Origin of the sequence: uncultured Friedmanniella sp. (assembly GCF_964244005.1) — a bacterium.
Taxonomy (GTDB): Bacteria; Actinomycetota; Actinomycetes; order Propionibacteriales; family Propionibacteriaceae; genus Microlunatus.
The window spans coordinates 17,165-44,072 of the sequence record NZ_CAXTHG010000008.1; the positions used below are offsets into that span (position 1 = coordinate 17,165).

Below are 26,908 nucleotides of genomic sequence, written 5' to 3' on the forward strand. Positions count from 1 at the left end.
GAAGTGTGACCAGCGTCGAGGTGTCCCAGCTGACGATCAGCGCAACCCCTTCGGGTCCTTCGACAAGCTCAGGACGCGTCGGTCGGGTCAGTCGGGGGAGCGGCGGGTCTGGCGGTAGTGCAGGTAGACCCCGACGCCACCGAAGATCAGCACGAACAGCAGCGAGGGCAGCCCGACCAGACGCCGCCACTCCAGGTACTCCAGCGGCTCTCCCCGGTGCCGGGCCAGCACCGACACGTTGACGATCAGCGCGGCGACGTAGGCGAGCAGACTGCCGCTGAGCCAGGCCCGGACCGGACCCTGGCGGCGCGCGCTCCAGGAGAGGAACGCGCCGAGCAGCGCGCCGAGGACCAGGCCGGCCAGCACGGCCGGGGCGAGGCTGAGCAGGCCGCCCATCACCAGTACACCGAAGATGCGGTCCGGGGACTCCATCCCGCTGGCCGGCGTGGCGCCGTGCCGGGTCAGCTCCTGCACGAGCTGCCAGCCGATCCGCACCAGCTGGTAGACGAACATCACCGCGAGCGAGGAGGATGCGCCGGCGGCGGCCCCGATCAGCACGAGCGAGGACTCCCGCGGCGGTGCCGGTGGGTTCGACCCGAAGTCGGCCCGCCCAGGCACATCACGGTGGTACGTGGGGCCGTCAGCGGGCAGGGTGGTCACAAGGTCATCTCCGTGTCGTCGTGCTGGCTGACACCGAGCTGTCGGCTGGCGTCCTCGAGGATGCGTTGCACCGCGAGCGTGTCGGCCAGCGGCATGATCGTGCTCTCCAGACGTCCTGCGCGCACGGCGGCGGTGACCTCCTCGAGCTCGTGGGCGTAGCCGCCACCGCGCGGCGGGCTGGTGATGGTCTCGGGGTCGTGCCCGCGTCGGCTCAGCACGATCGTCGTCGGGTGGTGGAAGCGCGGTCGGACGTCGATCCAGCCGGACGTGCCGTGGATACGCGCGGCTCCGGGGGTCTGGTGTCGGATGGTGGCGAGCAGGGCGGCGGCCCGACCGTCGTCGTAGCCCAGCAGCAGCCCGGCCTCCGCGTCCACGCCGGTCGGGGCGAGCGACCCGGTCGCGACGACGCGGTCGGGCGTACCGAGGAAGTACTGGGCGAACGAGACGACGTACACCCCGAGGTCGAGCAGGGCGCCGCCACCCTGGGCGAGGTCGTACAGCCGGTCCGTCGGGTCGAACGGTCGGTCCACGCCGAGGTCGGCCTGCACCTGGCGGACTTCGCCGATGGCGCCGTCGTCGATCAGCCGGCGCGCCGCGACGATGGCGGGCTGGAAGCGGGTCCACATCGCTTCCATGGCGAAGACCTGGCAGCGGCGGGCGGTCTCGACCACGCGTTCGGCCCCGGCGAGCGTGGCGGTGAACGTCTTCTCGACCAGGACGGCCTTGCCCGCTTCGAGCGCCGCGACCGCGATCACCTGGTGCTGCGGGTGCGGGGTGGCGATGTAGAGGACGTCGACGTCGCTGGCCGCGATGATCTCGCCGTACGAACCGTACGCGGTCGGGACGGCGAACTCGTCGGCGAACGCCTGGGCCCGTTCGGCGGACCGGCTGGCGACGGCGACCACCTCGGCCCCGTCCACCTGGCCGAAGTCGCGGACGACCAACCGGGCGATCCGACCGGGCCCGACGATGCCCCACCGGACGGTGTGTGCGCTGCTCACCCCGCCACTGTAGGACGGGAGCTGAGGTGTTCGGGCGCAGCAGCAGCCTCAGTGTCCGAGCGAGCGCGGGTCGTCGTCGCGGCCGCGGACGCGGTGCTGGTCTGAGCCGGGGCCGAACGCGCGCCGGACGAAGTACGTCGCCATGGCGGCGACGAACCAGATCCACCAGAACCGGAAGTCGGTGGCGAAGGAGAAGATGATCGCCGCCGGCCAGATCGCTGCGATGGCGATCCCGGCGCCGCGGGGCAGGGTGTCCTCGCGGGGCGTCGGGACGGCCGGTGGTATGGGCGCCGGCACCGCAGCGGCAGCATTCCCCGACCACGGCGGCGGGGTGAAGGGCGACTGCGAGGCCAACCCTGCCGGGCGCGGTTCTGGCAGGTCGCTGAACAGCGGGTCGAGGTCGGCGGCGGTCTTGGCGTTCAGCGCGGTGGTCAGTCGTTCGTCGAACTCGTCTCGGTCCAGCCGGCCTTGGGCCATGTGCTCTTGCAGGTGGTTGACCGCCTGGTCGCGTTCGGCGTCGCCGATCCGCCGCTGGAGCGGCGCCGGCCGGTCGGCCGGTTGGTCGGGCTCTGGGTTCCCGGACACGGTCACCAACCGAGTATCGCACCGAGGTGAGCACCGCTGTCCGCGGTTCGGCGGGGGCCGGGATGCGGGGCCCCGAGCACTACAGTGGGCGGCGGTCCGAGCAGGTGCGCCAAGGCGATGGTCGTCAGGGACGCGCGCGGGAACCGTACGAGACGGAGGAGCCGGTGTGGGTCGGGTAGTGCAGAAGTACGGAGGGTCCTCCGTCGCCGACGCCGACAGCATCAAGCGCGTGGCCAAGCGCGTGGTGGCCACCAAGCAGGCGGGCAACGACGTGGTCGTCGTCATCTCCGCGATGGGCGACACAACCGATGAGCTGATGGAGCTGGCGCTGCGGGTCTCGCCGCTGCCACCGCCCCGCGAGCTGGACATGCTGCTCACCGCCGGCGAGCGGATGAGTGCTGCGCTGCTGGCGATGGCCATCCACGACCAGGGTTTGCACGCCCGCTCGCTGACCGGTTCGCAGGCCGGGATCATCACCACCGGCACCCACGGCAACGCGCGGATCATCGACATCACGCCGGGCCGGATCACCAGCGCGCTCGACCGGGACGACATCGTCATCGTCGCCGGGTTCCAGGGGGTCGCCCAGGACACCAAGGACGTGACCACGCTCGGTCGGGGGGCGTCCGACACCACGGCCGTAGCTCTGGCGGCCGCGCTCGACGCGGACTACTGCGAGATCTACACCGACGTGGACGGGGTCTTCACCGCCGACCCGCGGATCGTCCCGAGCGCCCGGCGGATCCCTGACATCAGCTATGAGGAGATGCTGGAGATGGCGGCCTGCGGCGCCAAGATCCTGCACCTGCGCTGCGTGGAGTACGCGCGCCGGGAGAACGTCCGGGTGCACGTCCGGTCCTCCTTCTCCAACCTCGACGGCACCTGGGTGCAGGAACGAACGGAAGGAAGCGTGATGGAGCAGGCGATCATCTCGGGCGTGGCCCACGACCGGAGCGAGGCGAAGATCACGATCGTCGGCGTCCCTGACCGGGTGGGCGAGGCGGCCCGGATCTTCGAGGCGGTGGCGGCCACCGAGATCAACGTGGACATGATCGTGCAGAACGTCTCGGCGGTGGAGACCGGCCGGACCGACATCTCGTTCACCCTGCCCCAGACCGACGGCCGCGCCGCCATGGCCACCCTGAACGCGCTCAAGGCCGACGTGGGTTTTGCTGACGTGCTCTACGACGACCTGATCGGCAAGGTCTCGGTGGTCGGGGTCGGTATGCGCTCCCACCCCGGCGTGACCGCCAAGTTCTTCTCCGCCCTCGCCAACGCCGGGGTCAACATCGGGATGATCTCCACCTCTGAGATCCGGATCTCGGTGGTCGTCGACGGAGACGACGTGGACCGCGCGGTCGTCGCCGCCCACACGGCCTTCGGGCTCGACAGCACCGACTCCCAAGCCGTGGTCTACGCCGGTACGGGTCGCTGAGCCGCACCGAGAAGTTTTTTTCGGATCGACCAATCCGCCCCGCGGTGGGCGTCGAATCCCGTGCAGATGCAGGTCCCCGGTTAGCACCGAAGAGGGCCTGGACGTCTGGAACCAACAGGCGATGCATCACCGCACAGGGGCGAGGGGTTCCTCGGCGTGCCACCCGGCGCGCCGAGGGACTTTCTCGAATTGATCGTCACCTCTCCCACCGATTCCCGGTAGCAGGCATGATGGAGGCCTTGGCAGCGTCGTCAAGACAGGCGGGCGGTGGTGGGTGTTCGTCCAGGTGGTGCGCGGGGTGGTCCGCGATCCAGAACTGACCTTTGCGCGCCTCGACCTGTGGCTGCAGCAGCTGGCGCCAGGAACCCGCGGATGGCTCGGCACGACCGCCGGCGTGACCCGAAACCATGAGCTGATCTCCTTCGTCCGCTTCGCCTCGGCCGCGGACGCCCGGCACAGCAGCGACCGGGTCGAGCAGGCGCAGTGGTGGGCCGAGAGCGCGACGGTCTTCGCCGGCGACGTGAGCTTCGACAACTACGACGGGGTGACCCTGTTCGGCGACGGTGGCTCCGAGGACGCCGCGCTGGTGGAGGTGCTGGTGGGTCGGGTGCCGCGGCGTCGCGGTGCGGAGGTCACGTCGCAGCTGGTCGAGCGGGTGAGCGCGTTGAGCCCGCGGGTGATCGGGGGGCTGGTCGGGCTGCACGACAACGGCGACTTCACCCAGGCCGTCTACTTCTGCCACGCCGAGGACGAGCCCCTCGACGCCGGAACCCTGCTGGACGCCTCGCCCCGGGGGACCCAGCTGAGGGCCCTGCGGCTGGAGCACCTCTGGTTCGGCTCGCCGACCGGCGCCGTCCGCCGGTGCCCCGGACCGCAGACCCCACGAGGAACCGGGCTCCAGCTGCGTGACCTTGCTCCCGCTGACGACGACGTCAGCGCCTCAGCCGTGCTCGCGCTGCAGCGGGCCGCGTACCGGCTCGAGGCTGAGCTCATCGGCGACGACCGCATCCCTGCGCTGCACGAGGACCTCGAGGATCTCCGCGCCGCCGGTCTCACCTGGCGCGGGGCTTTCGAGCAGGGTGCCCTGGTCGGTGCGGTGGCGTGGACCGAGACGTCGACCGAGCTGGAGCTCCACCGACTGGTGGTCGACCCGTCCGCGCTGCACCGAGGCATCGGCCGGACCCTCGTCGAGGCCGCCCTGCGCCGTGCCGGTCAGCGACGGACGGTCGTAGCGACGGGCCGGGCGAACCTTCCCGCCCAGCAGCTGTACGCAGGACTGGGTTTCGTGCACCGGATGGACGTCGAGGTGCGGCCCGGCCTGTGGGTCAGCGAGCTGGTGCGACCCGGCAGCGCCGGCGATCACCGACGCTTGACCTGACGTCTGGGAACGAGAACGACCAAGGAGAGTCTGTGCTGGCGGACGCACTCTCCGCGAACGGTCGACCAAGCTGTCCGGTGAGCTTTCACCGGTGGTGTCGAGCACGACACATGTGGTCGGCGTCCTGCGGCGTTACTCGAGGCAACCGCACCTCTGGCGGATAGCGAAGCGGGTCCAGAAGATCCTCGACGAACGGCCTCAACCGATTGAAGAGATTGGCCCGGACCAGATGCGGCACGTTCACAAGCTGGAGCACAGGCTCGATCCAGCGACGCTGGCAGCCCTGGTGGACGACTACGCCGCCGGCATGAGCTCGACGGAGCTGCAGGAGAAGTACAGCCTCGGGAAGGCGTCGGTGCTGAGGCTGCTGGCAGAGGCAGGCGTGGAGATGCGGCGACGGAGCCTGAAGCCTGAGCAAGTCACCCGTGTGGTCGAGCGATACCAAGCTGGGCTGGACATCCGCGGCGTCGCGGCGGAGATGGGCCTCCCGAAGACGACGGTGCAGGACGCACTACGCCGGTCGGGCACGAAAATGCGAACGGGTGGGCGGCAGCGCCGAGGGGACTAGACCTAGAGTCCTCTCTACTCCCGCAGCTTGGCTTTCCGCGCGATCGAGTATTGGCAGACCTCCTCCAAAATATGGAACTCAAGTTGGTTCCAGTTCGGTCAAGGCCTTGAAAAATGCACCCAACGACCCTGATGCTTGGTCTCAGCTGGCAGGAGCAGTCCCGTCAGCACGGACGAGAGCCATGTCTCCACCAGTGACTTACTCGGCCGAACCGCTCCACACGTCAAGGCCGTCGTTCCTGAACCCCCGAGCAGGCGGCGCGGCTGAGGGTCTACCCAGCGTGCTGAGCCTGGTCGGTCTAGTTGCTCGGGGGTCAGATGGAAGCACTCGGTCCGCTCGTGGTGCCGGTCGGCTGGGTCTCGCTCCTGGTCGTAGCCGTCATCAGCATCACCAAGATCATCGTAGTCGCGATGGTCATCCGAGGAGTCCCACCCCAACACCGTGCAGAGGTGCTTTGGGCGGCAGGCTCACTCTTCGTCGGCCGCCGATCTCGAGGTGGTCACGAAGACAGCACCGACGAGTGATCAGAATCGGGACCACGGCCTATTCCGTGGTCCCGATTCGGTGTCTTGGATCGTTGGTTCAATCCAGCAGCGGGGCGAACTCGCACCCTTCGGAGCCCGCTAGCACAGGTTGACCGCTTCATGCCATGCTCACAGAATTGGTTTTGAGCCAGGTACTGCCGTCATTGCTGAAGCCTTTTCTAGGCGGCTGCATCACCGGAAACGTCAGTTACCGGCAGCTCATCGTCGCTGCGAAGATGCTTCTTGAGCTCGTTGCGCACGCTGACCGAGATCCGAGTGGCGACCATGAGCCATGTGGAGTTGAGGTGGATGCTCATGCCTACAAGCTGGCGCCGCGGCTGGACGAGGAGACACTCGCTGCCCGGCCGGCGACTACGGAAGCGGAATGAGATCGACCGAGCCGCGATGAAGGTAGGACCTCAGCAAGGGACTATGGCTCCAACTAAAGCGGTCCAGGTTTGGTGCCGCTGGAGGAGTATGGTCTCGGGAAGGCGTTGGTACTCAAGCTAGTTCCTGAGGCGGGGGTGAAGATGCGCGACAGAGCTTGACGGGGGCGTTCAGATGCGCGCCGGTGGCCGGCACCGACGGGCCGAGCCAGGTTCGTAACTTGCGCCTTCAGCGACATCCACGGTCGGAGCGTTAGTACGCCGGGAAGCACTTATACTTGAATTTTCGCCCGGCTGCCGTCGAGGAGTACGAATGTTGACGATCCGGTTCTATGCTCAAGGCAAAGATGCCGAGACTGAACATCGATTGGCAATAGGCCGTACGATGTTCGGATGAGTACATCAGAAGAATACATTGCTCGAATGCAAGAAATCGCTGCCCGCGCACGCGACTTCCAAACCAACGATGCCTCAGATCCGAAAGAGTTCTCGAGATCGGTCGTCGAGGATCTGCGTGCGCTGGCCGACGCCATCAGCTATCTCATAAAGAGAGATGACAACAGTAAGCTGCACGCGTAGCTCATCGCCGACCCCCTCGGAGCTTCCTCCGTCGCGACTACCCATAATGAGATATGAGGGAGTCATGAAAAAGTACCTGCTTGCAAAACCGGTGGAGGCCGTTCAGTACCGCAGGAACGAGAATGAGATGGAAATTGCTGGCCTGATTAAGCAAACTGGTCGCAGAATCAGCCACTCCAATACGTCCGGGCGGGCTTCACATATTCAATGATGGTCCTGAGTTCCACTTCACTGATGGAGATTGGGCCGTATTGATCGACTCGAGCGTCGTTCTGGTATCGGCACGTACCTTCGACCAACTGTTCATCGAGGCCGGTACGTGAAAGTTGGCCCAGTTCGTCCTGCACACGCGAGCCATACGTACGACCAACTCAAGTTGCTAATCGTGCTTCGATGCGGGCCACGATTTCTTCGCTGGCCTCTTGAGCGTGTGCCTGTATCGCAGACGAAGGTAGAGCATCTTCTGCATCTATCCGGAGATCCGGTCGGCTTGAAAACGCGAGTGATGCCGACGTCCGTCCCCTCAAACTACTGGCTTTCCCAATGGTGAGCATCCCGTAATCAGTTAGACCACAAGCCACGGCATACTCTGAGGCGACCGAAATCGGCAGATCGATCAGGAGCCGAAGGAGTGCTGCGACTCTACTTTCCAAGTCATCTCGGTCAAAGATCGCGCCCATGTTATCGCGCGGGAGGCTAAACCACCCACCGCGCTGACCATTCCGACCTACCGCCAAGCCACTCACACTCTTATTCGCATTAGAAATTTGCGCAATGGCTCGTTGATCATTGGTCGACAGGTCAATTCCTTCCGACATGCCAACCAGACCACTATCTCTCATGGCCCGCCCAAGGTCGTTGCCAAGCGCCGCCAGCCGACGAACCTCGATGCGCTGAGGCCCCACAGGGACAAGATGCACCTCAAGCGCAGCGTGCTCGGACGACCCATAGCGGCTCTTCTCGCGCCAGGCGACTGGCAGAGTCGTCTCGAGGAGCCGCCAGGTGAGAGCTGGGTCCGCCGTAGACGGTGACGGACTGTTGGCCTCTTGAGGCCCTGATACTAGATCGTTATTATCGTCGGATGCCGTGACTGCCCCAGGGAAGCTTGGCGGGGTCAGAGGCTTGCTACGACCGAGCTGGAGGCCGGACAGCAGCTCCCGGCGTGCTGCCTCTTGGTCCAACCCAACGAGGTCGATTCTGACTACCTGCCCGAGCAAGCCGCTGACATCACACTCTTTGACCCGTACCGGGATCAAGTTCCGCTTAGCACCTGTCGGATCAGTGGCAAAAGCGGCTGCCCACTCTGGAGCCGTGAACGTTGACGCCAGGAACTCGGGCGAGACGATCGCGATGACGCGGTCAGTTCCAGCGAGCCCTTGGTGCATCTCCAGCACAAAATTACTGCCGGGGCGGAAGTCCCAGGCTTGGACTACTACTCGGTAGCCCTCCTGTTCCAGGGCCCATGCCATCCACTCAGCCCATGACTGATCGGCGTGATTATAGCTGATGAAGAAGTCTGACTGTTGGGCAAGTTGAACCATGATGAGAGACATTATAAGCCTACGGATGCCGGGTAACACTGGATAGCATTGAATACAGCACAACTATACTCAACGTCGATTGCTGCATCTGCTGCCGCTGCTACATCGACCTCTGTGACTACAAAGCCGCAAACAGGTACCAATGCTCCCTCAGCGCAGCCTTCTCTCGACAAGGCTGCACGTCCGATCAGTGCACTTTGGCTGCTTAGGCCGGAAGGACGGCAGCTACGAGGCCATCGGTACTTCGCCACCCCTGACGCAGGTGTCTCGAGTAAGCCACACAAGGTGTCTGTCTGGTCGGCGTCCTGCGGCGTTACTCGAGGCAACCGCACCTCTGGCGGATAGCGACGCGGGTTCAGAAGATCCTGGACGCGCCACCCCAACCGGTCGAACCGGTGAGTTCTAACTCATCCCGACACGTCCACAAGCTGGAGCAGCGGCTGGATCCAGCGAGGCTGACAGCCCTGGTGGCCGACTACGCCGCCAGCATGTGCTCGACCGAGCTTCAGGAGAAGTACAGCCTCGGCAAGGCGTCGTCCGTACTGAGGCTGTTTGTAACAGTAGGTGTATAATGACATCATTCGAGGCCTTAGGGCGACATAGGGCCCCAGCATTGTGATGCTCGCAGCAGAACGTTTCGACGGCTGATTCCTCAGCAAATTGGGCTCTGCCAGATATGTAGACTGAGCGTCACCGCCCGGGTCGGCGAGCGCCGATGCAACACACTTTGACGGGGTCATACACAGCCAGCTGACAGCGCGCACATAGCCGGCGCCTGTAGAGACTGTGCGAAACTGGGGTCATGAATGTTTGGAATCTACGACGACGGTTTCGCGCCGCTTTCGAGTTGAAGCGCAACTCGGCTAATGCAGAGCAACGCCCCTCGTTCGACAAGGGTTCACTAGGACGTGCGCTCTTAGTACGCGTCCTCGGAGTCATCGTAATTGTTCTCGCCTTGATTTCTCTGACGGCTGTCTTCAGTGTTCGCTCTGTACTTCTGTCGAACCTGGACCGCGAGCTTCTGATGACGCTGGGTAGACAATTGACACCTGTGAATACGGGGCGTCCACCGGGTGGAAATGGACTTAACCGGCCTGGCCAGCGTACCGGGACCCTCGTATGTCAATTTGACGCCAGCGCGGGGGAGTGCGCTGTTCTGGGTGACGCGGGCCTTCCAGTTGAAGTCACAACCGCCGTAGTCGCCCAAATCGTGTCGACGTCTGCCGACGACCGAGTCAGGTCAGTGCAGCTATCGGGCGTCGGGCACTACAGGATGTCGGCCCGGCAACAAGGTGCGTCAACGGTTGTGGTCGGACTTTCAATGTCGGAGATAGATTCGACGACACGTGACCTCGCAGTCGTGATCTTCAGCGCTTCTATAATTGCCGTATTACTAGCTTGGGCTGCCGTTCGATCGGTTACGGCACGCGCGCTGCGGCCTCTTAGAAGCCTCCAACGTGCATCGCAGCGCGTCTCACAGATGCAGCTCGCAACCGGCTCTGTCGACCTATCTGTGAGAGTATCTTCATTAAAACGGAATGGGCCCACTGAAATTGATCAAGTTGCTCAGTCATTCAACTATATGCTTGACAACGTGGCAGCCGCTCTCGAATCTAGACAAGCGAGTGAGACACAGGTAAGACGGTTTGTTGCAGACGCCTCTCATGAGTTACGGAACCCGCTAGCCGCCATACGCGGGTACTCTGAGCTAAGCCTCCGGTTCTCAGAGAGTGTTCCTGCAGAGGTGCATCGAGCTCTAATTCGGATAGATTCGGAGTCCAAACGGATGTCGTCGTTAGTGGAGGACTTACTTCTACTCGCCAGGCTGGATCTGAATGTCCCGATCGCCGTTACCGAAGTAGAAGCCAATTCGCTGATCATGGACGCCGTCTCCGATGCTATGGCCGCAGGTCCGGACTACGACTGGGGTGTCGATCTACCTGCGGAAACAGTGTTGGTCTCCGCGAATCCCGAGCGACTTCATCAAATCCTAGTCAACCTCTTAGCGAACGTTAGGAAGCACACGCCTGAAGGTACAACCGCGACGGTGATCCTGCGAACGACGAATACCGGTGCTGTAATATGCGTTGAAGATAACGGACCCGGAATGTCCCCTGAAATGACCAGGATGGCGTTTGAACGCTTTACTCGTGCTGACTCAAGCCGTTCAAGGTCATCTGAAGGCCAAAGTACTGGCTTAGGCCTTGCTATAGTTTGGGCACTTATGGAGAGCCAGCACGGCCGGGCGGAGATCTCGAGCAGCCCCTCCGGCACTACGGTGACACTCCACCTCGTTAGAAGTAGCAGTTAGCTCCGACAGATTCGAGGCTATTACGACGCTGACTGCTTTTTCTCCAACGTTGAAGCAAGGTCGGTGAGGGCCTCTCGCGCTCGAAGTGCCGCTGCAAGCCTCTGTTCCGGTCCCGGTATACCAAGCGGCTCCTCTAGTTGTCTGCGGATCTCGCGGCGCTCGCTATTCTGGTCAACTGGTTGTGGCAATACCGAAATGGCAGCGGCTATCCCTCGTACGTTCGATGAGCTGAAAGCTCCCAGTCGTACAAGTCGGTACCCGATTGCTTTTGCTATCTCGTAATTACTGAGGCCAACTTCAGCCATTCCCACCGCGACCTCGGCGAGAGCAATGTGCATCGGACGAAGGCCCTCTTCGTTGTCTGCAGACACGCCAGCAAGTATACGGGAAGGTTTGGCTGGCTGGTACGGTAGCCGCCCGTGACCGGACGGTAATATCGGGCTGGCTGCCGAGAAGACGGAGCGTCGTCAAAAAATAACTTGTAGATTGCTCGACCAGATTGCTTTCGGCACGCCGCTACCGGCGCGGCCGCTCACAGTATGGGTGTGTTATGAGGACCAAGTGAGGCCACGATCGGATGAACGGTCCTCGTCTCAGAACCTTGTTTGAGCTAAGGTGTAAGAGGGTTGCCGTGCCTTTAAGGAATGATATAAATGTTTGTCTCAAGCTCATAATCGTTACTCGCGTAGGCTTTGACACAGGTTGAGGTCGAGTAAAACCTACTAGTAATGTAGGCTCCGGTAGAACCGTTGTAGACGCTCACCTGCACGGTGTGCTTGGAGGCCACATATGGCTTGAACGACACCCAAGCAGTACTCTGGGCGGCTTCCCTGTTGTCAAGGATGTGTGAAACGCCCGTACAATTAGCGCCCTTGTAGATCACGAAAGCGTCAAAACTAGCTTCGGTAACGTAGAGGTGAAACCCATTGACCGCACTCGCTTGAGCAGCCGGCGTGCTGGCAACTACGCCTCCCGCGATCAGTCCTAACCCAGCAGCCCCGATGCAGAGACGCTTTGACAACCTTCTCATGTCAACCCTTTCTATTCTTTTCATGCGAACCCATCCGGTTAAATCTGAAGTCACGAACCGTTTTCTGATTATCTGGTGGTGACCCAGCTGCAGCTCAAACAATTCGAAGGATCTTGAGCCGTAAGAACATCTTCGCCAGGGCTTACCTTTCGATTCGCCGGGTCAGTTATAGGTGGAAACTACACACGACGACAAGCGCTCGCGCCCGGTCCGTCTGGAATTTCCCAGTGCATATATGCCTACTGGGTTGGAGCCCGATCCCCGGTAAGAAGAAATCACTTGCCTTTGAGAGCTTGCGATGGCTCGGACGATACTGCAAGACCGGAGGCGCCGCAAGGCCTGGTCGAGAAGATCTGGACATCCTCTCTAAGCCCGCTACGTGGCGGCCATCGCCCTCATGGCAGGAGCAAGGCTGAACGCGGGCTTGACGCCCATCGTCAGAGACCCACTCCTCTTGTCGCTGATGACCACCGGTCCCATCCGGAGCGAGGGCGTGCGTTCTGCTCTGGGCTATTGGCGATTTCACCCCTCCCACTCCTCGTACCTAACTACTTCGCAGTCATCCGCGATCCCACCGGCATCCTGTGTCGGCGTGTGATGCTGCAGCCGCTCGACATGGGTCTAGGGCCGACTCAGCCAGGTGTTTGAGACCTGGCTCTCCGCCTGCAACCCGACCTGGCGCCGACAGCATGGAGGGTGACGGGACTACTGGTTGTCGGTTCGATCGGGAGGGCCGCTCGCTCGCTGCCCTGGAACGGCTCGTCCACCACGCCGACAGGTAGGAGACGCAACCTCGACCAGGTAGTCCGCAGTTCGCTGGGCGCTGACGTCGGCCGTAGCTTCGTTGGACGCGGCCACGCCGTGCACGCAGTAGGGTCGACCTATGACGATAGCGGAGGAGTTCGGCTTCCAATCGGACCCCGCACCCATGGCCTTCGACCTGATGCGCAGCATCTGGACCGAAGACCCGGATTCGCCGCTGGATGAGCGGATGGACTTCATCAGGGCGCTGAGTGGTGACGTGGGCTCGAGCATTCCCGAACTCGTTGCATGGATGCGTCGTGCAGTTCAGGATTGAGGCAGCACCGAAGGGTGGCCTTCGAGTCATATCGAGGGTTCCGGACGGGGAGCTGGTGCAAATTGATGGCCGGAACGGCATCGGCAAAACCCTTGCCATCCGTCTCCTCCAACTGGTCACTACCTCCCAACCCTTCGCTGACAAGCCGCAAAGCTGGACGACGCTAAAGGATAATCTCAAACCGGTCACGATTTGGGCCGAGGGTCTTCGAGGCGGGAAGACGCTGCGATTTGAACTCGACCCTGACGAGTGGCCGCCCGAGCCGTCGTCGCCTGGTGACTGGCTCGGATCGGTATACCTCAATGACGAGCAAGTCCCGTGGTCAGCAGTACCTCCACTCCTTCAAGTCCGTCGCATCGGCGGCGACGAAACTCTTGGCGAATCGCTGGCAGCGCAGGTAGCGACCGACGCCGAGTTAATCCGTCAGGTTACTCGTCAGCAGGAGCCCTCACGAAGGAACTGGAACGAGCGGATCGGCGCGCTTCGGCTTCTGACGGAAATTCCAGCCGCATTCGATTTCGCTCGACTCCGATCAGTCATTGCGAAGTCAGAAGAGGAAGTCGTCGATGTAGCGAGGCGGCTGGAGACCGCGCAAGTACGTGCCGACAAGATGGCCGAGGCTGAGCGCTTACACGACCGCCGCAACGCCGTCATTGCGAAGCGACCTGTATTGACGAAACGCATCGCCGACCTGACCTCGTCCGAGGAAGCGATTCGCGCAGCGGCTCAGGAACTCGACGAGCGCGCAGCGGAAGTACTGACAAAGTCGCAGCAGACGGACGAGGTATGGTCGAACGTCAACCGCTTGACGGCTCTACAACGCAAGCGTCGAGATCGTCGGGAGCGGCGTCGGCGTGATGTCGCGGAACTGAGCCGCGCGGCGGGCGTCAGCGTCCCCGTCGATCTAACTGCGGCACAGGCCGAGGTCGAATTACTAAGAGCTCGCCGAGCTGACCTGGAGCAGGAGCGGCAGACTGTTGACAGAGCGGGCTTGGTACTCGAGCTTCTAGACGCGCTAGATGGTCCGATCGACCGTGGGATGAGCGCCCGCCTCGCCGAAGAGGTCGTGGCCCAGCTGCCAGCCGGGCCACTCAGTCTGGACGAACTCGATCACGGACTGACCGTGCGTCGCCAAGTACTAGATCAGATTGAGCGCAGCGCCGGTGACGAAATTACCGGTGCCGTGGCCGAGATTGATCGCCAACTCGCGGCCTGTGCAGATCTGCCTGATGCAGTGCGGCTATTGACGCGCGCTGAGACCGACCTGCAAGAGACAGAGGATCAGCTCGCAGAGTTCCTGCGCACGCTCGCTGACGGCGTCGCCGGCGACTATGAGACGGTAAATAAGCAGCGGGTCGAGCGGCTCGATGAGTTGACGGCACTCGTGGAGGAGCGCGCCCAAGCTGAGGCTGAGCGTTCGGAATTGCTCGCAGAGGGGGACGAGGGCGATCTAGCTCGCCTTGTCCAGGAGCAGATTGCAGGCCTCGGCACGCGGGCTCAGCCGACAGACGCTGACGGCTGGGCGGTCTTCCGGAGCGGCGTGCTCCGCGAGCTTATGGCTGCGACTGGTTCACTCCGTAATGTCACGGAGAGTCGGGACCGCGTTCGCACTGAGTTCGTGCAGGCCGAGTCAGCAGTACGCGGTGCGACAGCCGAGCTTTCCAAGAACCCGCGTCACGTCTGGCTGAAGGCCGAGGGGCTTCCAATGCCACAAGCGTCCGCGTCGATAGAAGCGCAGTTGGACGCGCTGCGCGCTCTTGGGAAGGGCGCCTCCAGGGTTGACGACCTGCTCCTTCGCACGCTGAACGAACAACAGTCACTTGAGCGGGCCCTGTTTGGTTTGGAGACACGTCTGCGCGCGAGCGGCACCGCTGGACAACTACAGGCCGGCCAGCGCGGAGAATTCTCGGCCCGGGTCGAACTTCATTATCAGCGACGCTTCGCTGATGAATTGTCGACAGACATGGTTCGTGCTGCACTGTTCTCCAACGGGTCTGGCATTTCCGTCGATCTACGGACCATGTCAACCAGTTGGACGCTGCCGAGTGGGCAGCGCAACACGCGCCCATTGGAGGCCTTTTCCAGCGGCGAGCGTGCCTTCGCCTACACTCGGGTCCAGGTAGAGCGCCTGACTAGTGATCGAGCCGAGAACCGCGTGATCTTCCTCGACGAGTTCGGCAGCTTCGTCGCACAAGACCGTTTCGAGGAACTAAAGAGGTTCTTAAAGTCCCAGGCACTCGGAAGGGCCGCTGACAAGATCGTCCTCATCCTTCCCCTTCGGCGAACTCCTACCGAGAGTGAGCAACAAGAACTTGTGCAACGAGGCGGCTATGTGGCGAGCGTGATTAGCTGATGGTGGAACCGGGCGACGAGCAGTCGGTGTTGCCAGACGCCGAGAGCTGGTATGGGATGCCTCGTGTCTACGCTCGTGAACACGCAGTGGACCTAGCGAAAGCACTGTCCACAGTATGGGCCGCTCAGGGGCGAGCCGCGGGAGCCAAGGACGACGCCGCCATTCGAAAAGCATGGTTCGACCCGCTCGCCCGTGGCGCACGATTGCGCTCGGCGATCGACAGCCTACCGCCCGTACGCGAGCTCGTCCCGAGTTGGGATTCGCTCAATCTCGGCGCTCCACTCGTCTTGGTTGTGAACGAAAGCCGGTCCCTCGTTAGCATGGAGGGTCACGCCTACTTCGGCCTGCTCTTCAAACAGCTGCAAGCGCAGTCAGACACTAATCGAGTCCGTCTCCGCTGGTCAGAGACAGACGCGGCCGAACGCGCGCTGTTGAACGAGTATCGATCCGCCGTCCTTTCGAAACTGCATTCGGTAATCGACCTTCGATCCGGCGATGGCGCGCCACTACTTCCCCAGGCAATTGGCCAAATCTTACTCCTCATTCTCAATGGGAACTTTGGACCCGAGCGAGCCTTGCGTCGTCCGGTCGATACTCTCGATCGCGAGGTCCTCGACGATGCTGTAGCCCAGGTCGTGTCAGCTTTCGCGGAGTGCATCGCGCCGTCGAAGCGGGGTCGCGCTTCCGGTGCCTATAGCCTATACAGCGGCTATGCCGTATCAGAGGCTCGTCGACGACTTGGATCAGACCTCGCGGAAAACCCGGTCTACCTCGCCAGCGGTAGCCGCCAACGAGTCACGGAGCGGCTCGTTGGCGATCTGCGGCGTCGAAAGGTCCCGGCCCATCTGGCGCAGGCAGCCTTGGAGGCCCTAATTCAGCGATACGAAGTACTGCGACCTTCGCTCGCGCAGTACGGACTTGCGCAGGGCAAGCCGAGCGACGCGATTCAGCTGCGCGAAGCCTTCCGCAGCGCCTGGGATTCATCGGGTGCTAATGAGTAGTGATTACTCGACCACCAGAGTGCTCGAATTCCTCATTGATGTACTAGAGGAGGCGGATCGAAGCACCGGTTCCGAGCTAAACGTGATCCCCGTCGTCGTGATGGATGACCTCGCAAGCCTACTGCCGCTTCTGACCGAGGTGTGCCGGCATGCCGGTTTGCCGTTCCTCCTCGCAGAGTCTGTGGTTGACAGCCTCCCATGGCTCGATGAGAACCTTGACCCCAACGATACTCTGAAAGAAAAAATCGAGAGATTGTCTCTCGACTCCACCGGTAGTGGCACCAGCGAGAGCCTCTGCGTGACTGTCGAAAACGGTAATCTACAGGTGCGGATTGGGAAGAACGGCGTGCCAACAAACCCGGGCGACCGCAACCAGCTGGGGCTCTTGACAACGCTATTTGACCGAGAGCTTCGGGCCCATTCAGCCGCAGTCATAGCGTATGACGAGACTGACCTGTCGGCTGATAGTAGGGAGCGAATGTGGAACTTTATTCTCAAGGATTTGCAGTCTCTTGGGTCAATTTGTAAGACGCTGGTTGTGCTGGTTGGTTGCGTCACGATGGAGTATGGCCGTCACTGCCGCGAGGGCGCTGGAGCACGCTGGGCGTTTGAAAACGGCAACATTCGATGGCGTCAGCGGTCTCAGACGGACGTTAGCCGTATCGCAAAAACTACTGCCGACGACGACACGATCGTGCTCATGCTCGGGGCTGGCGCGTCGATGAGCTCCGACCTGCCGCTCGGAGATGAACTCCGCAACAGCGCGTTAGCTCGTCTCGTACCGAATCTAGCGAATCAGGGAAAGAGTTTCCGCGAGCAGGCCGGCGAGTTCTACCGACAGGTTGCTTCCGACCGTCGGCTCATGCCGTCCGAGGCCGGAATCCGGGAAGAAGACTTCATCAAGACGCTCACACTCGAACGGGTACTGCGTGAGGAGGTACGCGGGCGAGCCCATGAAGAACCTCTCCCGACCCTCATCCAGTTTGACGAGCGTCAGAAGATGGTCCTGGACTCGCCTGGGCCGTCTATGAGTGACTTGCGCGAACTGCTGCACCTGAGGCGTCGACTTGTTCTGCTTACGGTCAACTTCGACCAAATGATTGAACACGATAGCCTGGTACTTGACCCCGGTGCCTCGGATCCACTTGACTCCCGGCCGCGCCACCCAGGAGAGGCAGCGTCCGTCCGCATGTTCGTGACACCGAGCGACTTCAAGGCGTTTCCGACATACTATGACAATTACCGATTGAATGGCGGTGCCGTTCCACTCGTCAAATTGCACGGAACGATCGATCGCTTAAACACCGTTCGCGCCAACCTCGATGTTACGCTACCCGGGCTGAATGAGCACGCGGCGAATCTTTTACGACATCTCGTTCCCGGCGAGGGCGGCTCCGTCAAGTGGTTGTACGTGGGATGCAGTATGCGTGACCCTGACATTACAGCCGTTACGCAGACGCAACAATTCGCCTATCGTGCCCTAGAGATGTGGGTCTCGCCGTTCGTAGACCCACATGTTGAGGAGTGGGTCGCGAGGTATCGTCAGCCGGCTTGGCGCTCTGCCAGTCTTCCGGAGACGCTTCGTGAACGAACTATCACGCAGACCGCCGACACTTTCTTCCGTCACTTTCGCGAGATGCTGAGTGAGTAACGTCAGGGACGATGTAGAACCAGCGCTCGCTCTGAGAGTTTCGCCTGTGAGCGACCGGTGTTTGTCGACCACCGGTCACCGCGCTGCCGGAGGGCGACGTCCTCCTTCAACTCGAAGCCTTGCTCCTGGGCGAAAGCACCGATAAGCGCTGGTGTGTCAATATATACACCATAGGGCGCGCTGTCGCCGATCAACCATAGCGCCGGAGATCCCGGTTCGAGGTGGTTGAAAAGATTCTTGAGTACGGACTTCATTGCGACGAAGTAGGACGGCACGACCTGGTCGTATTCTTTCGGTCGACCCGTCCGCTCGCTCCGTAGTCGTGCCAAGTCATCTACGATACCTATCACTTTCCTGCTCGGCACGTCGTCGTCTGACTTCAAGATATCAATGGCGGCGAGCTTGTCGCCCTTTGACGACTGCTGTGTCGTGGCGGTGATCATATCCGAGCGAACTTCGATACACATGTCGCGCCAAGTCCGTACCTCTCCCCAAAAGTAGAGCTCCAATCGAGTCGCGTCGGCGTAGTCAAAATTGTTGAGATAGGGTGGCGAGGATATGCAAGCTTGAGACCTTGTCGGCATGGCTCTCCATGCAGCGGTAGACCGCGAATCGCCACGCACAATCACACTAGAGAACGATGCCGCTCTATCGTCGAGCCCGCTGATGTCGGCCGTCATGAACCGTAGACGTTCTTTAAACCGCAGAAATACGTCCGGATGCTTCGGTACCCGCGCTATCCCTGGGCGCTGATAGGGCCAGCCCACTTTGACGGCGGCAACATCTCGAAGGGTGCCGAGTAGCGCCCACTTCAAGTACGGTAATGAATCGGACCAAGGTTCTTTCTTGATGCGGTCGCGCAGCTCGAGGAGCGCAAGAAGGGTGGCCGGCAAGAAGCTGCGAATAACTAGCGACGTCTCCTCGGAAATGTCCCGTTCGTGTTTCACGCGGACTGCTGCCTCCGCTGCATCGGATAAATCAAGTCCAGCCACTGTAATTTCATTAGGACTCGGTGTGGGATTACGTAGCTTTAGCGCCGCCAGTTCCGCGATGAGCGGGTGTGCCTCGATCCCCGTGAAGTTGAGACCTCGCTGACGAGCAGCTGTACCGGTGACTCCAGAGCCCGTAAAGCAATCAGTGACTGTTCCCTCGGTGACCCCTATTTCGTCCAGAAGCATCCCCACGTAGTCGGCCGCAAACCCAGCTGGGTAGCGAAACCAGCGATCGAACGAGGTCGTTCGACTTGTCCCGTGGCTTCGACCAACACCCGACCCGGTCACCGGTGGCCACGATCCTGTCTCACGAGGCATGTCGTCGGGTCGCATGGTGCCATTCCACCACGGCGGAGTGCCTTTCCGCGTGTGGGTCCCCTGGCGTGGTGGGGTTTTGGGGTTCGGTGAGTCGCTGCAGGTGAGGGCGCCATCGGCGGGATTCTCGGTGTGTACCGGCAAGTACTCACCAGGAGGTTCCCGCCAATGGCGTTGTCCCAGTCTGTCGCATCCGAGCTGTTAGAGGCCTTCCGGGCCGGGGAGGGTGTGGACCTGATCCGCGAATCGGTGCGGTTGGTCATGCAGGACCTGATCGAGGTCGACGCGGCCGAGCAGATCGGCGCCGGCCGCTACGAGCGCACCGAGACCCCCACCACCCAGCGCAACGGGTCGAGGTCGAAGCTGATCTCCACCCAGGCCGGGGATGTGGAACTGGCGATCCCGAAGCTGCGGCAGGGGTCGTTCTTCCCCGTCATCCTCGAGCGGCGGCGGCGGATCGACCAGGCCCTGTATGCGGTGGTGATGGAGGCGTGGGTCGACGGCGTCTCGAACCGGGCGGTCGACGATCTGGTCGCTGCCCTCGGGATCGGCTCGGGCATCTCCAAGTCGGAGGTGTCGCGGATCTGCGCCGGCCTGGACGAGCAGGTCGAGGCGTTCCGGTCCCGTCCGCTGCACCACACGACGTTTCCGTACGTGTTCGTGGACGCCACCTATCTGCATGTCCGCCGCACCGGTCAGGTCACCACCATGGCGGTGGTGGTCGCGACCGGCGTCACCGCCAACGGCGGCCGAGAGATCCTCGGTGTCGACATCGGCGACTCCGAGGACGAGGTGTTCTGGCGCGGGTTCCTCCGCACCCTGCGCGAACGCGGCCTGTCCGGGGTCCGGCTGGTCATCTCCGACCAGCACCGCTGGTCTGGTCGCCGCCCCTCGCCCGGCAGCTGCAGGGGTGGTCCACCAACGGTGCCGGGTCCACTTCGCCCGCAACCTCCTCGCCCTGGTGCCGAAGTCTCACAAGGACACGGTCGCTGCGGTGTTTCGGACCGCGTTCGCCCAACCCGACGCTGCCGCCGTCGCCCAGGCCTGGGACCAGGTCCGTGACCAGCTCGCCGGCACCTTCCCCAAGATCGGGCCGCTGATGGATGACGCGAAAGCCGAAGTGCTGGCGTTCACCGCCTTTCCCCGCAGCCACTGGGTCAAGGTCTGGTCGACCAACCCGATCGAACGGCTCAACCGCGAGATCAAACGCCGAGCCCGCGTCGTCGGCATCTTTCCCAACGACGCCTCCGTCATCCGCCTGGTCGGTGCGGTGTTGAACGACGCCCACGACGAATGGCAGGTCTCCGACCGCCGCTACCTCTCCGAGACCTCCATGGCCAAGCTCCACCCAGCCAGCGATACTGATGTGGTCGCCGCAATCGGAGCCGGCGACTGACATCGAGAATCACCCGAAAGCCCACCACCGGGCGGGACTCAATCCTTTCCGCCACGTGGCAGCGCCCCGCACCCCGTGTGCTAGGACCGTTGTCGGGACTGCGATCCGTCGACTCTGCAGAGCGACCGCCGTAGATTGTAGGTCGCATCAGGCCAGTCACGCTTGGGACACCCGGCAACGATCCAGCGCAGCACCTCGAGCTGGCGCTCGTTGAGCGGATTCCGACCAACCATGCAGGTTTCTGCCTCCACCACCGAGCTGACTCGGAGTCCAGACTGCTTGATTCAACGCTGCTCTCCGAGGACTGCCTGTCCGTTATCGTGCGGTCCTCGCCTTCGGAGGGGACCGGTGGCAGCGGGGTGAGGACTGAGCCAGCATGCCTGACCCGATCGCGATACCACCACGCTGCCCGGGGACGACGTCTTCCCGCAGGAGATCCTGACCGCGGCGGCTGACATCCGTGTGGTGGGAAGCCAGGTGAGCAGCCAAGCGGCGACGGTCGTCTCCTCCTGGGGGAAGCTGAAAGCGGACTACGAGGCGCCGGAGTCGGCGGCCCTGCTGCAGGCGATGAACCCGGTAAAGACCAATGGCGCGACCTTTGGCTCGAACCTGGACAAGGCTGCGACGGCCCTCGAGGTGTTCACCGAAGAGGCGCGGACGATCAAGAAGGCGGTCGCGGCCATCCGGGAGCAGGCCAACGCGTGGCTGGTCAGCATCAAGGGTGTTTGGACAAGGCGGCGGTCGACCCGAATAGCGGTGTCGCGCAGTCCACTGCGTCGTGGGACGAAGAGGCGGCGAGCATCGCCAAGAACGACGCCTTCCTGCAGGCGATCGCCAATTATCAGGAGCTGCTGTGGGCAGCGGAGCGCAAGTGCGCCAACGCGATCTATCCACGTGCACGTCTAGGCGGCGTTGGGCTGAAACTGTCCGCCAGCACATGGCCGACGACTACAACCGCGACCTGTTGGCCGAGTATCCAGAGGGCGAACGCGCTTACGACGGCTTCTGCAGGAGATCCATCGTGCGGTCACGCGCAGTCTCCAACAACCGAACCCAAGTGGGTGGATACTGACGGGCGAGCTTGAGGCTGAACTCGTCAGGGTGGACCGCCTCGATGCTTCAGCCGAGCCAAGTCAGCGCAGCGAGGTACTACGAGACAGGCCATGTTGCGCTGATCGAGACCCAGATCAGCCAGCGTCTCGAGATGGATGGCGCTCCATCTACTGAGTGAGCATGACTTCGGTAATCAGCTCTGATCTTGACCGATATTGCCCACTCGACTGCGCGCCGATCCGCCAAATCGTTCGTTAACACGAGCCGAATGAACCCGTTGGCTGGTTCGCGTCGGCCTGGAAGGTGAGTCGGACTTGGATTCGGCGGACTTATACCGCAGGATTGGAGCCATGGGATCTCGCACAACAGTCACACTTTTCGACGACCTCGACGGCAGCACCGAGGAGATTCGGACTGTCTCTCTCAGTCTCGATGGTCAGGCCGTCGAACTCGATTTGTCTCAGAAAAACTTCGAGAAGGTCTCGGAGTTCCTGCAGCCCTACATGGCGGCTGGTCGGAAGTCGGGCGGTAGCTCCGCGGCTCGGCGCACTCGTACGTCATCTCCTGCTCCGACGAAGTCAGGGATCGATACCCAAGCCGTCCGTGAGTGGGCCAAGGCTCAGGGTCACAAGGTGTCCGACCGTGGCCGCGTCTCCGGGGACATCGTCAGCGCATACGAGGCAGCTCACTAGATCGTGAAATCTAAGAGCTGGCGGACGCGGCAGAGGAAGACGTGCGTGGCTTGCGCGGACCAAGCTATCGATCGACTAGCACTGCTCGCGGTAGGTTCTCAGCATCGGCCCCGACAGCGCCGGAGTGCTCTATGTTGCGGGTGTGGACGCGCGGCGGGCAGAACTGTCGGCTGAGTTCGCCGTCGGCGTTCGTGCGCTGCGTGAGGCGGCTGGGCGCCCGTCGATCAGCAGTACGAGTACCGCTGCTGGCCTTAAGGAGGCCGAAGTATGCGATGCGCTCAGCGGTCGCCGTCGACCGTCTCGCCGAGTGGTGGTAACCTTGGCTAGAGCTCTGGGAGGCGACCCGCAGGTTTGGGAACGCACTGGGATGGTCTTGATGCGGCATGGCGGACGGTGCCCGGCGCCCGCTGGACTAGGCCTCTCGACGAAGACCTGTGCCGCTGCCAAGTCGACGCATGCCCCAATAATGCAGATGGACGACTGTGCAGAACACACGAGTGGCACCAGCAGGGTTACGGCGACGCGACCGCCGGCCCCTTCAGATCGATGAACCACTCTGACACATGCGAGGTCGAGGGCTGTGATCGGCCGTATCATGCCAAGGGAATTTGCCGAGGGCACTACGAACGCTCCAGACGAGCTGCTAATCCCATGCGCCCCACGTAGAACTCGTTCACCACCTGCGCCATTTGGAAATGGGTCATGGACTGCTCTGAGTTGCTGCGTCCGGAGACTATAGTTCCGAAATTGCTCGCGGTGTTCATACGGGCTCATCCAACAGTGCAATATGGACGAAGTCCACTCCGTCGATTTATAAACCTCAAGCGGTGGGTTCCCAAATCTAGAACATTGCCCTACTCATGACAGTATGCAACAATTGAAGGTGATCATGCCCGGCTCAGACTTTTTGTTCCTCGTACAATGCTCCGCGACCAAGTCCACACAACGACTGCCAGCGGAGTCTATATATATATCAGCACTATTTCGGAAGAGTATGGATCTTGCAAGGGCCGTGCCGGGCAGCCGCCAGATGATCTTATCCGCAAAGCATGGGCTTCTTCAACCATCGACCGTCATCGAACCCTACGACATTAGCCTAACATCCCTTTCTCGAATGCAGCGCGCCAGTTGGGCTGAGTCAGTTATCCGTGACTTGGTTCGCAGGGTCCCTCCGGCTACGCGAATTGTGATGCTCGCGGGTTCCGACTACTCCGATCCGCTATTGCGGCCCCTGAGACAGCATTTCACAGAAGTTCTAGAGCCGCTAAGGCAGCGGGGCATTGGGCGGCGATTGAAGTGGCTATTAGCTGCGACTAACTGTCCAATTCCCGCGATCTATCTAGAATGTTTCTATCAACAAATCTCAAGGCTAATCAAGACTCAGGGGCCGACACCGTTGTGGCAGCTCAGTGAGACGACGCTTCCAGAGCGAGGAGTATACTATTTCTTCGAGCCGAGTGAGGCTCGATGGACCGGTCAACTTAGAGTTGTCCGGGTTGGTACGCATGGTGTCAGCATCAATGCTAAATCCTCGATGCGGGGCAGGCTTCGAACTCACTTAGGTACTCAGGCAGGCGGGGGCAGCCATCGTTCCTCGGTCTTTAGGCGCCACGTCGGAGACGCGCTATCTAATCGAACGCCTACTTTAGCAAATTCATCGTGGGGGTTGGGTCAGACTGCTACAACTTCTGTAAGAAGCAATGAATCTCTCCTGGAGAGTGAAGTGAGCAAGTTCATGCGTGAAACGCTGGTGTCGTGGGTTTCAGTATCAGATACACCAAGCGCTTCGAGCGATAGAGCCTACTTAGAACAAAACTCGATTTCGCTACTCTCGACCGTCGGACCGACTTTTGATCCACCGTCACCCGGATGGCTCGGAACGGCTAGCTCCCGCGAGGCCATAAGACTCAGTGGACTCTGGAACGTCGAACACGCCGGAGACATAGCGGTCGATGGCAGTTTCCTGTCCGTTTTTGAAAAGTATGTCGATATAACCCTAGACGGGAAAGCTTCCGCGGGCGAATCACTAGCACCGAGAAATTGGAAGGCGGCCAGGTCCGGCCAAGTGCAGTTGCCAATATGAAGGCGCTTCGCCAAATGCCCTAAAATTCTTACTATGCTCTTGCAAACTGCTTCAATCTTTGAATCAGGCTAGATTCGTGACAGAACGTATCGACGATCGAGCCTTCGCACATCGGGTTCTTGAAGTAGCCAGCACCTCGGCGGCTGTCCGTTGAAAAACCTACGCAAAATTTCCCTTTGGCATAAGCATAGCCAAGCTCAAAAGCTACACCTTCATCAACCGCTACGCCATCAAGTACGGCTACAACTATCATGCTCTGCTCTAAGGCCCTAAGATCAGATGAAAAAACCTCTCCCACGGCAGTGCTTTGCCTGGCAGTGCCGGTCCCGCGGATATCCTGAAGCAGTAGGCCATCTCGTTGAGGTAGAAAGACATCTCCGATATGCTCCTCTAGCTGCTTACACAGCCCAAGATTTGCTGACCTCTCCGCCTGCGTAAAAAGAGGCGCCGCTAGGTAAATTAGCCTAGGTCGGAGGATGGTCGGCAGGGGCTGACTCGGACTGCTGGCGACGGGCCGGCGATTGTCTTGTTCCATCTTCTACCTCTTTCAGTCGGCGGTCCAGCTCTGCTGTTGTATATTCGGAGAAGTAGACAAGACGCGCAACCTCTTTTACGACGTCTGTAGGACTCATTCTCTGGACCTCCAGCTCCGTTGTACCTGACCCGAGGTACAACATTTGGAGATCTTCGTGCCGTTCCATAGTGTACGGAACCGAAGTCTCTTTGCCACAAAGAGCAGCACGCACTACCACTTCCTCAGGCTGCGCCGCAAGGAGTATCACATGCCCGTCATGGAGTTGACGCTTTGATTGCCTTGGGCTGATAGCTGCCCGGACTTGCTTAGCCTTCGACGACCAGTCAGCAGGATTGGTGAAACTGATTGCATCCGGAGGGCATCTGTCGATCAGGTGGATGCCGGGCGAGCCCTTCGTTGCGATATCGAGCATCTTCCGATTTTTTAGGCCGATCTGATTTAGTACCCACTCATCGACCTGCGTCTCTTGCTCCTTTGTAAGCTCAGTGAATGGCTTCGACATCAAGGCGAGACGGGGTTCGAGCCATTCGTCGTGAGTTACAAAACTATTGAAGTGACTGAAGGTTGTCGTCTTACCAGCTCCAGGCACGCCTGCCAAGTAATAGGTATACTGAAGATTCACGCCAAGCTCTTCTGCGCGCGCCCGCAAATCATCGACATCGTCGCCGAGGATATCCCCTAGTGCATTTATCTCCGACGAGCTTAGATGCAATGTAACCAAGTTATATGTTTCGAAGTTGCTCGCCACCTCCGCCCGCTTCGCTGCTTCGGAGATCTCACTGCCAGCGGGAACAAACCTGATGTAGTAGTGGTAACCACCTGGACTGAGACGAGCGGCCTGGCGTAGCATATGACGAAGTGATTCGTCGCTCAGGCTCAAACCAATCAGCAGAAACGTGTGTTTGGTGAGATAGTGAAGAAGCGTACTATACTGGCCCGCCATAACGTCTATCAACTGATCCGCGAAGCTTCCTTCGCTAAAGACTACCGTACCGCTCGGGACCTCCATCAAGTTATACGGCAGGTAGCCGTTAGGGTGAAGGATTATCGCGAGACCTCTGCGGAATGGCGGACGCGGATCAACGATAGTTTGAAACGTCTGGGAAGTGCGTTTCTGATCCGAAGTTCTACTCTGCAGGAGTAACCGCTCAAGGACATCATCGAAGTTATATGTGACCGTGAGCGATGATTGCCGGATCGAACCAAGAAAATGCTTGTACGCGGAGTCTACCTTCAATAATTCTTCGTCATTCGTAGGTGTGCCCGCGTACAAGGCACGATGGAGAACGCGACGCCACTTAGCTAAGAGGAGCCTCTCAACGTCGCCAATGCTGCTACTCACGATCCGGCACTGCTCGTAGTTCAATTCCCTAAATCGCTGGTATAGCACCTCGGTTAGGATCGGGAGGGGCAAAAACGCTGAGTCTGCATAGTCGGATCCCGCATTGACTTCTGGATCCATAGCTACGCGTTCAACAAGTTTGGACCAGTCTGGGAAGCTATAGGGCGTCGAGACGCCCGCTCCTAGAATGAATCCAAGTCGGCGATCTTCGAGTTGGCGACGCAGGTGGGCTATAGCTTTCGGGTATTTGATCAATACCCGATCGTATTCGGCATCAGACAACAGATCCCTCCAAATCAAAAGCTCGACGAGAATTAGGCCTTTGGGCGCCGCTGACAAACTGGCGACTCTGCAAGTCAGTGCAACGACATAACCGATGAACTTGGCGTCCGTTACCAAATCTCCTGTTAAACAGTTTT

At 61.0% G+C, this 26,908-nt stretch carries 20 protein-coding genes and 1 pseudogene; 13 read left to right on the forward strand and 8 right to left on the reverse strand.

Features of this window, described 5'->3' with window-relative positions:
• Positions 1-87: 87 nt before the first annotated feature.
• The 3 genes from ACFE76_RS06810 to ACFE76_RS06820 are packed head-to-tail and all read right to left on the reverse strand — an operon-like array spanning position 88 to position 2,252.
• On the reverse strand, positions 88-660 hold the full coding sequence (locus ACFE76_RS06810; RefSeq protein WP_375430990.1) for a hypothetical protein: 573 nt from the start codon (positions 658-660) through the stop codon (positions 88-90).
• Positions 657-1,661: a Gfo/Idh/MocA family protein gene (locus ACFE76_RS06815; protein WP_375430991.1), complete on the reverse strand. Its 1,005-nt coding sequence runs from the start codon at positions 1,659-1,661 to the stop codon at positions 657-659. Before ACFE76_RS06815 ends, ACFE76_RS06810 begins: the two co-directional genes overlap by 4 nt.
• Positions 1,662-1,709: 48 nt before the next feature.
• Positions 1,710-2,252: a DUF1707 domain-containing protein gene (locus ACFE76_RS06820; RefSeq protein WP_375430992.1), complete on the reverse strand. Its 543-nt coding sequence runs from the start codon at positions 2,250-2,252 to the stop codon at positions 1,710-1,712.
• A gap of 160 nt (positions 2,253-2,412) precedes the next feature.
• Here ACFE76_RS06820 and ACFE76_RS06825 point away from each other — a divergent pair, with 160 nt between their 5' ends.
• The 3 genes from ACFE76_RS06825 to ACFE76_RS06835 all read left to right on the forward strand — a co-directional run bounded on the left by ACFE76_RS06825 (position 2,413) and on the right by ACFE76_RS06835 (position 5,627).
• Positions 2,413-3,681, forward strand: coding sequence for an aspartate kinase (locus ACFE76_RS06825; protein WP_375430993.1), 1,269 nt, complete (start codon positions 2,413-2,415; stop codon positions 3,679-3,681).
• 274 nt (positions 3,682-3,955) lie between these two features.
• Positions 3,956-5,059, forward strand: a complete 1,104-nt coding sequence (locus ACFE76_RS06830) for a GNAT family N-acetyltransferase (protein ID WP_375430994.1) — start codon at positions 3,956-3,958, stop codon at positions 5,057-5,059.
• Between the two features lie 91 nt (positions 5,060-5,150).
• Complete coding sequence (locus ACFE76_RS06835; protein WP_375430995.1) at positions 5,151-5,627, forward strand: hypothetical protein; 477 nt, start codon at positions 5,151-5,153, stop codon at positions 5,625-5,627.
• Between the two features lie 703 nt (positions 5,628-6,330).
• On the opposite strand, the gene ACFE76_RS06840 is transcribed toward ACFE76_RS06835, so the two are convergent.
• Positions 6,331-6,468, reverse strand: coding sequence for a hypothetical protein (locus ACFE76_RS06840; RefSeq protein ID WP_375430996.1), 138 nt, complete (start codon positions 6,466-6,468; stop codon positions 6,331-6,333).
• 462 nt (positions 6,469-6,930) lie between these two features.
• Between ACFE76_RS06840 and ACFE76_RS06845 the strand changes: the two genes are divergently transcribed.
• Both ACFE76_RS06845 and ACFE76_RS06850 read left to right on the forward strand, forming a co-directional pair.
• Positions 6,931-7,116, forward strand: a complete 186-nt coding sequence (locus ACFE76_RS06845; protein ID WP_375430997.1) for a hypothetical protein — start codon at positions 6,931-6,933, stop codon at positions 7,114-7,116.
• Between the two features lie 64 nt (positions 7,117-7,180).
• Positions 7,181-7,327: a hypothetical protein gene (locus ACFE76_RS06850; RefSeq protein WP_375430998.1), complete on the forward strand. Its 147-nt coding sequence runs from the start codon at positions 7,181-7,183 to the stop codon at positions 7,325-7,327.
• A 160-nt stretch (positions 7,328-7,487) separates the two neighbouring features.
• Here the strand turns inward: ACFE76_RS06850 and ACFE76_RS06855 are convergent, their stop codons facing one another.
• A complete protein-coding gene (locus tag ACFE76_RS06855; protein ID WP_375430999.1) occupies positions 7,488-8,669 on the reverse strand; it encodes a toll/interleukin-1 receptor domain-containing protein in 1,182 nt (393 codons plus the stop codon).
• Positions 8,670-9,978: 1,309 nt separating this feature from the next.
• Between ACFE76_RS06855 and ACFE76_RS06860 the strand changes: the two genes are divergently transcribed.
• The 5 genes from ACFE76_RS06860 to ACFE76_RS06880 all read left to right on the forward strand — a co-directional run bounded on the left by ACFE76_RS06860 (position 9,979) and on the right by ACFE76_RS06880 (position 18,081).
• Positions 9,979-10,968, forward strand: a complete 990-nt coding sequence (locus tag ACFE76_RS06860) for a sensor histidine kinase (protein ID WP_375431000.1) — start codon at positions 9,979-9,981, stop codon at positions 10,966-10,968.
• A gap of 1,913 nt (positions 10,969-12,881) precedes the next feature.
• The gene (locus ACFE76_RS06865; protein ID WP_375431001.1) at positions 12,882-13,076 is read left to right on the forward strand and encodes a hypothetical protein; all 195 of its coding nucleotides are present in this window, start codon (positions 12,882-12,884) and stop codon (positions 13,074-13,076) included.
• A complete protein-coding gene (locus ACFE76_RS06870) occupies positions 13,060-15,429 on the forward strand; it encodes a hypothetical protein (RefSeq protein ID WP_375431002.1) in 2,370 nt (789 codons plus the stop codon). Before ACFE76_RS06865 ends, ACFE76_RS06870 begins: the two co-directional genes overlap by 17 nt.
• Positions 15,429-16,430, forward strand: coding sequence for a hypothetical protein (locus ACFE76_RS06875; protein ID WP_375431003.1), 1,002 nt, complete (start codon positions 15,429-15,431; stop codon positions 16,428-16,430). The genes ACFE76_RS06870 and ACFE76_RS06875 overlap by 1 nt, the downstream gene beginning before the upstream one ends.
• A 19-nt stretch (positions 16,431-16,449) precedes the next feature.
• Positions 16,450-18,081: a hypothetical protein gene (locus ACFE76_RS06880; RefSeq protein ID WP_375431004.1), complete on the forward strand. Its 1,632-nt coding sequence runs from the start codon at positions 16,450-16,452 to the stop codon at positions 18,079-18,081.
• A 2-nt stretch (positions 18,082-18,083) separates the two neighbouring features.
• Here the strand turns inward: ACFE76_RS06880 and ACFE76_RS06885 are convergent, their stop codons facing one another.
• Positions 18,084-19,361 (reverse strand): hypothetical protein, encoded by a 1,278-nt coding sequence (locus tag ACFE76_RS06885; RefSeq protein ID WP_375431005.1) that lies wholly within the window; start codon positions 19,359-19,361, stop codon positions 18,084-18,086.
• A 195-nt stretch (positions 19,362-19,556) separates the two neighbouring features.
• Between ACFE76_RS06885 and ACFE76_RS06890 the strand changes: the two are divergent.
• From ACFE76_RS06890 to ACFE76_RS06900, 3 genes and pseudogenes are all read left to right on the forward strand, one after another.
• Positions 19,557-20,784: pseudogene (locus ACFE76_RS06890) on the forward strand (IS256 family transposase).
• 1,403 nt (positions 20,785-22,187) lie between these two features.
• A complete protein-coding gene (locus ACFE76_RS06895) occupies positions 22,188-22,529 on the forward strand; it encodes an Lsr2 family protein (RefSeq protein ID WP_375431006.1) in 342 nt (113 codons plus the stop codon).
• Between the two features lie 889 nt (positions 22,530-23,418).
• A complete protein-coding gene (locus ACFE76_RS06900; protein WP_375431119.1) occupies positions 23,419-24,612 on the forward strand; it encodes a DUF6884 domain-containing protein in 1,194 nt (397 codons plus the stop codon).
• 31 nt (positions 24,613-24,643) lie between these two features.
• On the opposite strand, the gene ACFE76_RS06905 is transcribed toward ACFE76_RS06900, so the two are convergent.
• Together ACFE76_RS06905 and ACFE76_RS06910 are read right to left on the reverse strand one after the other, a co-directional pair.
• Positions 24,644-25,147, reverse strand: coding sequence for a nucleoside 2-deoxyribosyltransferase (locus ACFE76_RS06905; protein WP_375431007.1), 504 nt, complete (start codon positions 25,145-25,147; stop codon positions 24,644-24,646).
• Positions 25,077-26,771, reverse strand: coding sequence for an SIR2 family protein (locus tag ACFE76_RS06910; protein WP_375431008.1), 1,695 nt, complete (start codon positions 26,769-26,771; stop codon positions 25,077-25,079). Before ACFE76_RS06910 ends, ACFE76_RS06905 begins: the two co-directional genes overlap by 71 nt.
• Positions 26,772-26,908: the final 137 nt, after the last annotated feature.